General features: G+C 62.2%; 6 protein-coding genes and 1 pseudogene. 2 read left to right on the top strand and 5 right to left on the bottom strand.

Annotated elements, in window-relative coordinates; translation table 11 throughout:
- Nucleotides 1-74: 74 nt before the first annotated feature.
- The 4 genes and pseudogenes from AC070A_RS34405 to AC070A_RS34390 all read right to left on the bottom strand — a co-directional run.
- A pseudogene (locus AC070A_RS34405) lies at nucleotides 75-584 on the bottom strand (IS66 family transposase); the annotation flags it as partial.
- A gap of 45 nt (nucleotides 585-629) precedes the next feature.
- Nucleotides 630-944 (bottom strand): IS66 family insertion sequence element accessory protein TnpB, encoded by a 315-nt coding sequence (gene tnpB / locus AC070A_RS34400; RefSeq protein WP_492384734.1) that lies wholly within the window; start codon nucleotides 942-944, stop codon nucleotides 630-632.
- 29 nt (nucleotides 945-973) lie between these two features.
- A complete protein-coding gene (gene tnpA / locus AC070A_RS34395; protein ID WP_043625102.1) occupies nucleotides 974-1,384 on the bottom strand; it encodes an IS66-like element accessory protein TnpA in 411 nt (136 codons plus the stop codon).
- An 81-nt stretch (nucleotides 1,385-1,465) separates the two neighbouring features.
- Nucleotides 1,466-2,050 carry a TetR/AcrR family transcriptional regulator gene (locus AC070A_RS34390; protein WP_057254807.1) on the bottom strand — a complete coding sequence of 195 codons (585 nt, stop codon included), beginning with the start codon at nucleotides 2,048-2,050 and terminating at the stop codon, nucleotides 1,466-1,468.
- A gap of 129 nt (nucleotides 2,051-2,179) precedes the next feature.
- Here AC070A_RS34390 and AC070A_RS34385 point away from each other — a divergent pair, with 129 nt between their 5' ends.
- Both AC070A_RS34385 and clpB read left to right on the top strand, forming a co-directional pair.
- Entirely contained in the window at nucleotides 2,180-3,202 is a 1,023-nt protein-coding gene (locus tag AC070A_RS34385) for a saccharopine dehydrogenase family protein (RefSeq protein ID WP_113738028.1), read from the top strand.
- A 270-nt stretch (nucleotides 3,203-3,472) separates the two neighbouring features.
- Entirely contained in the window at nucleotides 3,473-6,079 is a 2,607-nt protein-coding gene (gene clpB / locus AC070A_RS34380) for an ATP-dependent chaperone ClpB (protein WP_218374505.1), read from the top strand.
- A 77-nt stretch (nucleotides 6,080-6,156) separates the two neighbouring features.
- Here clpB and AC070A_RS34375 read toward each other — a convergent pair whose 3' ends face one another.
- Complete coding sequence (locus AC070A_RS34375; RefSeq protein ID WP_057254810.1) at nucleotides 6,157-8,118, bottom strand: M23 family metallopeptidase; 1,962 nt, start codon at nucleotides 8,116-8,118, stop codon at nucleotides 6,157-6,159.
- Between the last annotated feature and the right edge of the window lie 411 nt (nucleotides 8,119-8,529).

Raw genomic sequence — 8,529 nt, 5'->3', positions numbered from 1 at the left:
ACAGTCAGAGAAATCAGATGCCTGCCATAGCGTGACGTCCATCACCCCTGCCAGATGGGGTCTCCTTGTCGCTTACGGATCACTTTCCACTGGCGCGGGATGACCTCCAGCGTCTCCGTGATGTCCTCGCCGAGCTTCGACAACCTGGCCGAACCGCAGCAGGAGCAGCTTGTCGGAGCCGCGATAACGACCCGTTCGCGCGGGAGATGTTCGGGAAACGGTTTCCGTGACGGGCGCTTGCGCTCGAAGGCCCGGACTGCCGAGGCCTTGGCTGCGATCTCCGCCGCCAGTTCGTCTTCGCCAGCGTCGGCTTCGAGTTCCTCGAGCTGCAGCTCCATCTGTTCAAGGAGCCGCGCCTTGCGTTCTGAGCGGCTGCCGTAAAGTTCTCGACGAACCTTCTCGATCTCCAACTTCAGCCGCGCGATCAGTGCTTCGGAATGCGACACGAGCGCCTTTGCGCTGGCGGCTTGCGCCTTGGCGGTCGCGGCTTCTGCCTCGGCAGCGATGCGCCGGGTACGCTCCTCAGCCAGCAGTGCAAGCGCACTGGCAAGGTCGTTCGTAAGTTCATCAGGCGCGTCGTTCATGGCAGGATGGAATCATATTCGATCCCGCCATGCCAGTGGTTTTGCTTATCCTGCCGACGTCGGACGCCAAGTCTTTTGCGGCATCCGCCAGTCGATTCCTTCCAACAGATAACCGAGCTGCGCCGGCGTAATCACCACCGTGCCGTCGGCTGCCGACGGCCAGATGAAACGGCCGCGTTCCAGCTTCTTTGTGAACAGACAGGCGCCTTGCCCGTCATGCCAGATCACTTTGAGCAGACCTCCACCGCGACCGCGAAACACGAACAAATGGCCGCACATCGGATCGCGCTTCAGCGTCTCTTGCACCATCAGCGACAGACCAGGGAAGCCTTTGCGCATGTCGGTATGGCCCGTCGCCAACCAGACCTTCACACCAGTCGGGACCGGGATCATCGCCGAGCCAGCACGACGTCGAGAATGCGACCCAGCGCCTCGGTGTCGATGTCGCTGTCTACCCGGACACGTCGACCTCGTCCCAGTTCAATCGTCACATCGCTGCGCTTCCGACGAGAATGCGATGGGACCGACGGTTCCGAGACAACGGGTTGGGCTGCAGGTGTGGCCTCAGACACGATTACAGGCACCAACGTGTTCGCCGTCTGCATCGACGGCTCCTCAATACGACAAAACTCCTTGCGCCAACGGAAGAGCTGACTGACGTGGATCCCGGCTGCGCGGGCGATCTCGGAGAGCACTGCGCCCGGTTCAAGGCAGGCAGCGACGAGGCGTTCCTTGTCGTCGCGGGACCAGCGCCGCCGGCGCTCGACGGACGTGATCACTTCAATCGGATGCTTCGTCATATGACTACTCCTAGTGCTAGCACTAGGACTTCCGATGTTTGGTATCACCTCACAAGACGGCCTTCACCGGAGGCTTACCGATCAAACGTCGACGCTGTCGACGATCAGTGCGGCAAGATTGGCGCTGGCGGCCGTCTCGTTCGTCCGGCCGCGGATCAGCTCGCGGCCGATCGCCTCGGCTGCTCCTGCGATACCGGTGCAGCGCAGGCGCAAATCGTCGGAGGGAATTTTCGCGAAGGGTCCGAGTGCCGCCTGGATCGCGGCGACATAGTCGTCGACCTGTTGCTGCTGCGTCGCGATCATGTCCGCGTTGCCGCGTAGCGCTCCTGAGATGGCCTGCCATTCCTCACCACTGTCGACGGCACAGTCGATGTAAACCGAGCTGATGATGTCGGCGACCGCATCGAGCTCTTTCGGTGCCCCCGTAAGCGCGGCCTGCAGTTTGGTTGCGTGGCGGTCTTCGATTTCCTGGGAAAGCGCGATCAAAAGCCCCTCGCGCGTGCCGAAATGCTCGTAGGCGATCGGCTTGCTGACGCCGGCGCGTTCGGCGAGGTGGCCGAGCGTCAGGGCGTCGGCGCCGCACTCGCGCAGGATCTCCTTGGCGGTCTCGATCAACTGGGCACGCCGTTCGGGCTTGGCGAGCTTTCGGCTTTTGGTCGGGGCCATCGATCGCAATCCTTTTCGCGTCGGCTCGTGGCTCTTGAAAGCGGCGTTCGGCAACCTATCTACCAATAGTAAGTTACTAATGGTAGGTTCGGCAATCAGCCAGACACTTTTCGTTTAGGAGATAGGAAGATGTCGAGCAAGTTTCAGCCTGTTTTGATCATCGGCGGTTCCGGGGTTGTCCGATCGCAGGCGGCGAAAATCATCCGCCGGCTCCACCTGACATTGCCGATCGCTATCGGCGGCCGTGATTTCGGCAAGGCCGAGGCCGTCGCGCGCGAGGTCGGAAACGCCATCGGCGTCAGCGTCGATCTGGCGCGGCCGGATCTCGGCCTTGGCGACGAGAAGCGTTTCAGTGCCGTCGTCATTTTCCTGAAGGATGAGAAGCTGAGCTCGATGCGCTACGCCCAGCGCCACGGCGTCCCCTATATCAGCCTTTCCAGCGGCACCTTCGAAGTGGGGCCGGAAATGGCGCAATATATCCACGCGCCGGACAAGGCGCCGATCCTGCTCGCCAGCCACTGGCTTGCCGGGGCCGCCATCTTCCCGATCCTCGAATTCGCCAAGGCCTATGAGGCGATCGACACGATCCGCATCGGGGTCCTGCTTGACGAACAGGACATGGGCGGGCCGGCAGCACTTGCCGACTACAATCGCATCACCGGCCTCGCGCCGTCGGCATTGACGGTCAAGGAGGGCAGGCTCCACTGGGCTGGCTGCGAGGATTCGAAGGCGCGCTATCGAAGCGTCGACGGTGTCGAACTCGATGCGGTCGCCTATTCGCCCTTCGATGTCATGGCGCTTGCGGCCCGGACCGATGCCGGCGATATCCGGCTGGATCTCGCCTATAGCGAATCCGCGAGCCGGCGCCGCGGCGAGCCGTTTTCGACTGAGATCGTCATCGAGATGACGGGACGGGGGAAGGATGGCCAGCCTCTCGACCATCGCCATGAGATCGTGCACCCCGAAGGCCAGGCGCCGCTAACCGCCCTTGGTGTTGCGCTCGCCGTGGAACGCATGCTCGGCCTCGAAGGTGGCGAAGCGTCGGCTCCCGGCCTCTATCTCCCGGAGGTTTTGATCGACCCGGCCTACTACGTGCGACGCATGAAGGAGTTCGGAGCTTCATTCGCCGAACGGTCGCTGATGGCGGCTTAGCGAACCAACCGGCTTCTCGCCTCCCTGAGTACAAAACTGGCCGCGCGGCAAACCGTCGAGCGGCCGCATTTTTCGGTTGCAGATTTCCGTCCAGAGACCAGCGACGGCTCTTTAATTTCCAAAATCGGTGCCCCATATTCGCTTCGGATGCGTTGATCCGGCGCAAGGCGGGGATCGCTCCACACTGACAGGCTTGCCGAATGCGGGAGCCTGATCCTGAACCACCGACAGGTGCCACACGATGGGCCTGCCGGGTTATGGAGGTAGAGTATGAACATTGAAAAATATTCCGAGCGCGTGCGCGGTTTTCTGCAATCGGCACAGACCTATGCGCTGGCGCAAGGACATCAGCAGTTCACGCCCGAGCATGTGCTGAAAGTGCTGCTCGACGACGATCAAGGCATGGCCGCTTCGCTGATCGAGCGCGCCGGGGGCGACGCCCGCGAGGCGCGCGCCGGCAATGATGCAGCACTTGCCAAGCTTCCCAAAGTTTCCGGTGGCAATGGCTCCGTTTACCTGTCGCAGCCGCTCGCCCGGGTCTTTTCGAGTGCCGAAGAGGCCGCGAAGAAAGCTGGCGACAGCTTTGTCACCGTCGAACGGCTGCTGCTGGCGCTTGCGATCGAGAGCTCGGCCGCGACATCAGGCATTCTCGCCAAGGCCGGCGTGACCCCGACCAAGCTCAACCAGGTGATCAACGACATCCGCAAGGGCCGCACCGCCGATAGCGCAAATGCAGAGCAAGGGTTCGACAGCCTCAAGAAATATGCGCGCGACCTGACGGCCGATGCCCGTGAAGGCAAACTTGACCCGGTGATCGGCCGTGACGACGAGATTCGCCGCACCATCCAGGTGCTGTCGCGCCGCACCAAGAACAACCCGGTGCTGATCGGTGAGCCCGGCGTCGGCAAGACCGCGATCGCCGAGGGCCTTGCCCTGCGCATCGTCAATGGCGACGTGCCGGAAAGCCTCAAGGACAAGCGGCTGATGGCGCTCGACATGGGCGCGCTGATTGCCGGTGCGAAGTATCGCGGCGAGTTCGAGGAGCGGCTGAAGGCCGTTCTCAACGAGGTGCAGGCCGAAAACGGCGAGATCATCCTGTTCATCGACGAGATGCACACGCTGGTCGGTGCCGGCAAGGCGGAAGGAGCAATGGATGCCTCCAACCTCTTGAAGCCGGCGCTTGCGCGCGGCGAGCTGCATTGCGTTGGCGCCACTACGCTTGATGAATATCGCAAGCACGTGGAGAAGGACGCGGCGCTCGCCCGCCGGTTCCAGCCTGTCATGGTCGAGGAGCCGACGGTCGAGGACACGATCTCGATCCTGCGCGGCCTGAAGGAGAAGTACGAGCAGCACCACAAGGTCCGGATCTCGGATTCGGCGCTGGTTGCCGCCGCGACGCTCTCCAACCGCTACATTACGGACCGGTTCCTGCCGGACAAGGCGATCGACCTCATGGACGAAGCGGCGTCGCGTCTGCGGATGCAGGTGGACTCCAAGCCTGAAGAGCTCGATGAGCTCGACCGACGCATCATCCAGCTGAAGATCGAGCGCGAGGCCCTGAAGAAGGAAACCGATGCATCGTCGAAGGATCGGCTGGAGAAGCTCGAGTTTGACCTCGCTTCGCTCGAAGAGCAGGCATCGGCCCTGACGGCCCGCTGGCAGGCCGAGAAGCAGAAGCTCGGCCGGGCTGCCGATCTCAAGAAGCAGCTTGACGAAGCCCGCAACGAACTGGCGATCGTCCAGCGCAAGGGCGAGTTCCAGCGCGCCGGCGAATTGACCTACGGTGTCATTCCGAAGCTCGAGAAGGAGCTTTCCGATGCCGAAAGCCAGGAAAACGCCAATGCCAACCCGATGGTGCAGGAGGTCGTGACCCCCGACAACATCGCGCATGTCGTCTCGCGCTGGACCGGCATCCCTGTTGACAAGATGCTGGAAGGCGAACGCGACAAGTTGCTCAGGATGGAGGACGAACTGGCGAAGTGGGTCGTTGGCCAGGGCGACGCCGTGCAGGCGGTCTCCCGTGCGGTCAGGCGCTCGCGTGCCGGGCTTCAGGATCCGAACCGGCCGATCGGCTCGTTCATCTTCCTTGGGCCCACTGGCGTCGGCAAGACGGAGCTCACCAAGGCGCTTGCCCGTTTCCTCTTCGACGACGAGACCGCGCTGATGCGTATCGACATGTCGGAATACATGGAGAAGCACTCCGTGGCCCGGCTGATCGGTGCACCTCCCGGCTATGTCGGCTACGAGGAAGGCGGAGCCCTGACCGAGTCCGTCCGTCGCCGGCCCTACCAGGTCGTACTGTTCGATGAGATCGAGAAGGCGCATCCGGATGTCTTCAACGTGCTCCTGCAGGTGCTCGATGACGGTCGCCTGACCGATGGTCAGGGCCGCACCGTCGACTTCCGCAACACGATGATCATCATGACCTCGAACCTCGGGGCTGAGTATCTGGTCGGACTTGGCGAAAACGAAGACAGCGATGTCGTTCGCGACCAGGTGATGGATGTCGTCAAGTCGGCCTTCCGGCCGGAGTTCCTCAACCGCGTCGACGAGATCATCCTGTTCCACAGGCTGCGTCGCTCGGAGATGGGTGCGATCGTCGATATCCAGCTCGAAAGGCTGCGCAAGCTGCTTACCGAGCGCAAGATCACGCTGGAGCTTGAGGATGACGCTCGAGCCTTCCTTGCCGACAAGGGATACGACCCGGCCTATGGTGCACGTCCGCTGAAGCGGGCGATCCAGAAATACCTGCAGGATCCGCTCGCCGAGAAGATCCTGCAGGGCGAGTTCCCGGATGGTTCGTCCGTCAAGGTGCTTTCCGGCTCCGACCGCCTCAACTTCAAGCGCGGAGCGACGGCGGACAAGGAAGCCGCCTGACAAGGCATCAAACACAGAGGCCGCCCTTCGGGGCGGCCTTTTTTGCTTGTGCAGACTTTGGAAGAGGGGAGGGGTGCCTAGTTGCTTGCGACTTCGGCGCCATCCTTGTTCAGCAACTCGTCGATGCGATCGCGCTCCTTCTCGAACTTCGCCAGCGCGTCGCCGGAAAGCGACTTGCCGCCGGGAAGGCGGATGCGCAGTGGATCGACCTTGTTGCCGTTGACGATCAACTCGTAATGCAGGTGCGGACCGGTCGAAAGGCCCGTTGTGCCAACCCAGCCGATCACCTGGCCCTGGACGACCTTGTTGCCGACTTTGACGTTCTTGGCGATGGCGCTCTGGTGGTTGTACGACGACACGTAGCCGTTGGCGTGGCGGATCAGAGTCTGGTTGCCATAGCCGCCGGAATCCCAGCCGGCCTTTTCCACGACGCCGCTGCCGGCAGCAATGATCGGTGTTCCGCGCGGCGCGGCCCAGTCGACGCCGGTATGCATGCGCGAGAAGCCGAGGATCGGGTGGCGGCGCATGCCGAAGCCGGAGCGGAAATGGCCGTTCGGCACGGGGTTGCGCAGCAGGAACTGGCGGATGCTTTTGCCTTCGGTATCGAAGTAGTCGATCGAATTGTCTTCCGGATCCTGGAACCGGTAGAAGGCGGTGACCGCATCGCCGAATTTGGCGCGGACATAGAGAAGCTCGGATTCTTCCGTCGCCATGCCGCGTTCGTCGGTCACGGAGAAGAAGGCTTCAAGCGAGTCCGTCGGCTTCAGCTGCGCCTGGAAATCGACGTTGCTGGCGAGCAGCTTGACGACGAGGCTGACCATGTCGGCGCTCATGCCATAGGAAAGAGCGGCGCGGTAGATGCCATCATAGACGCGCGGCAGATCGTGGCTGCTGGTCATGACCGGCGCGCCGTTGTCATCGAAGGCGGTGGCGACCGCGTCGAGCTTCGGCGGTTCCGCACCCGGAACGAAGCGGCCCTTGTCGTCGACCGCCATCGTCAGCACATGGCGGTTGCGCGAATAGATGGTGGCGCGCACGATGCGGGCCTCGTCGCCCTTCTGCGCTTCGCCGTTCTGAATGATGCCGATGCGCAGAACATCGCCCTCGCTCAGTTCGTTCGCACCGAGCGCGTCGCCGATATAGCCGGCGGCGTCGTCGGCCTGCGCCTTGGCATAACCGGCATTGACCATGACGGTCGCGATGTCGGTCTGACGCCGCACCGGAATGATGTCGTCGGCGTATTCGGTGCTTTCTTCGTCGATGGTCTCGTAGGCGGCATCGCTCTTGTTCTGCTCGACGATACGGGCGGTCAGGCCCTGAAGCAGGTCAAGCCCGTCGCTCTCCGACGCGAAGCGCTGCGGATCGACGTAATAGAGTGACGCGACCTGGGTGCTGCCCTCGGTCAGGACCGAACCGTTGGTGCGGACATTTTCCTCGACCTCTTCGAGCGACATCGAGCTGTCGAAGGCAACGCCACCTTTCAGCGGGAAATCGACGGTCTTCAGCGCCACTTCGGAATCGACGTTCGAGCCATAGAGCGTACCGGTGCGGGCGACCGGGGATTCCTCGTCCGCCTTGTCCGTGGAAAAGATCGCCAGCGGATCGAAGTCCGGATAGTTTTCCGAGGGCTGATGGTTGGCGGCAAGCGCCATCTTGACGTGAACGAAAGGCTGCTTGCGCACCACTTCCTTCTCGCCGTCATGGGTCATGGTGGAAACTTCCATGACGGTCTTGTCGGCCGGCTTGGCGACGAGTTTGGGCGAAAGGATGCGACCGCCGCGCACCGCGCGTGCCTGCTCGTCTCCGTTCGGCGCGCTGTCGAGCGCCGCATAGGCTTCGGCGGGGATGGCCAACTGTTGGCGCCCGTCGAGTGCTGCAAAAAGAGCAACGCCCATAAGAAGGCTTGAGGTGATGCCGGTCAGAAAGGTGCCGGAAAGCCAGCGGAGGGAGATCTCACGCCTGTCGGGCGCGCGGCGGCCATGCGCAAGGATCGGCGGCTGATCGCCGAGCGACCTGACCATGTTCTTGTCGGTGTTCATGCCGAACTGAGTGTCCCCGATTTCTCTAAACCGTATTCTTGCCTGCGATACGTTGCGCGAAGATGTGCATCTTTCGCGTAACGGAGTCAAATCGCGGGGGAGGGGAGAGGGCGGATATCCAAGAGATCCCACGCCTACCCGCGCGAAAGCATCCGCGAAGCATCGTCGTTCTCGCTTAGATCGGCGGATTGTGAAAAAGTGAGGGCCAAAATGTGTCTCCACAGGCCCGGGAGAGAGGGTAAAACTTTTTTGGGGGCTCAAAGCCCTGCGTTTCCGGCCTTTGTCAGAAATCTGTCATTTTTTTCCAAAAAGCCTGTTGACGTCTGTGAGGTGTGGGGTCTATAAGCCCGATCACTGACGAGGGCGGCGGCGCTGCTGGCGACGACGACCTTCGCTCTAGAGTTTCCCTGG

This window comes from Ensifer sp. GW101-20A05, assembly GCF_059424735.1.
The sequence above is the reverse complement of the archived record's forward strand: the minus strand, read 5'-3'. Positions and strand labels throughout refer to the sequence as shown.

Coding starts and splice junctions, on each gene's coding strand:
- tnpA (WP_043625102.1), bottom strand. CDS start 1,384: ATGACGAAGCATCCGATTGAAGTGATCACGTCCGTCGAGCGCCGGCGG.
- AC070A_RS34390 (WP_057254807.1), bottom strand. CDS start 2,050: ATGGCCCCGACCAAAAGCCGAAAGCTCGCCAAGCCCGAACGGCGTGCC.
- AC070A_RS34385 (WP_113738028.1), top strand. CDS start 2,180: ATGTCGAGCAAGTTTCAGCCTGTTTTGATCATCGGCGGTTCCGGGGTT.
- clpB (WP_218374505.1), top strand. CDS start 3,473: ATGAACATTGAAAAATATTCCGAGCGCGTGCGCGGTTTTCTGCAATCG.
- AC070A_RS34375 (WP_057254810.1), bottom strand. CDS start 8,118: ATGAACACCGACAAGAACATGGTCAGGTCGCTCGGCGATCAGCCGCCG.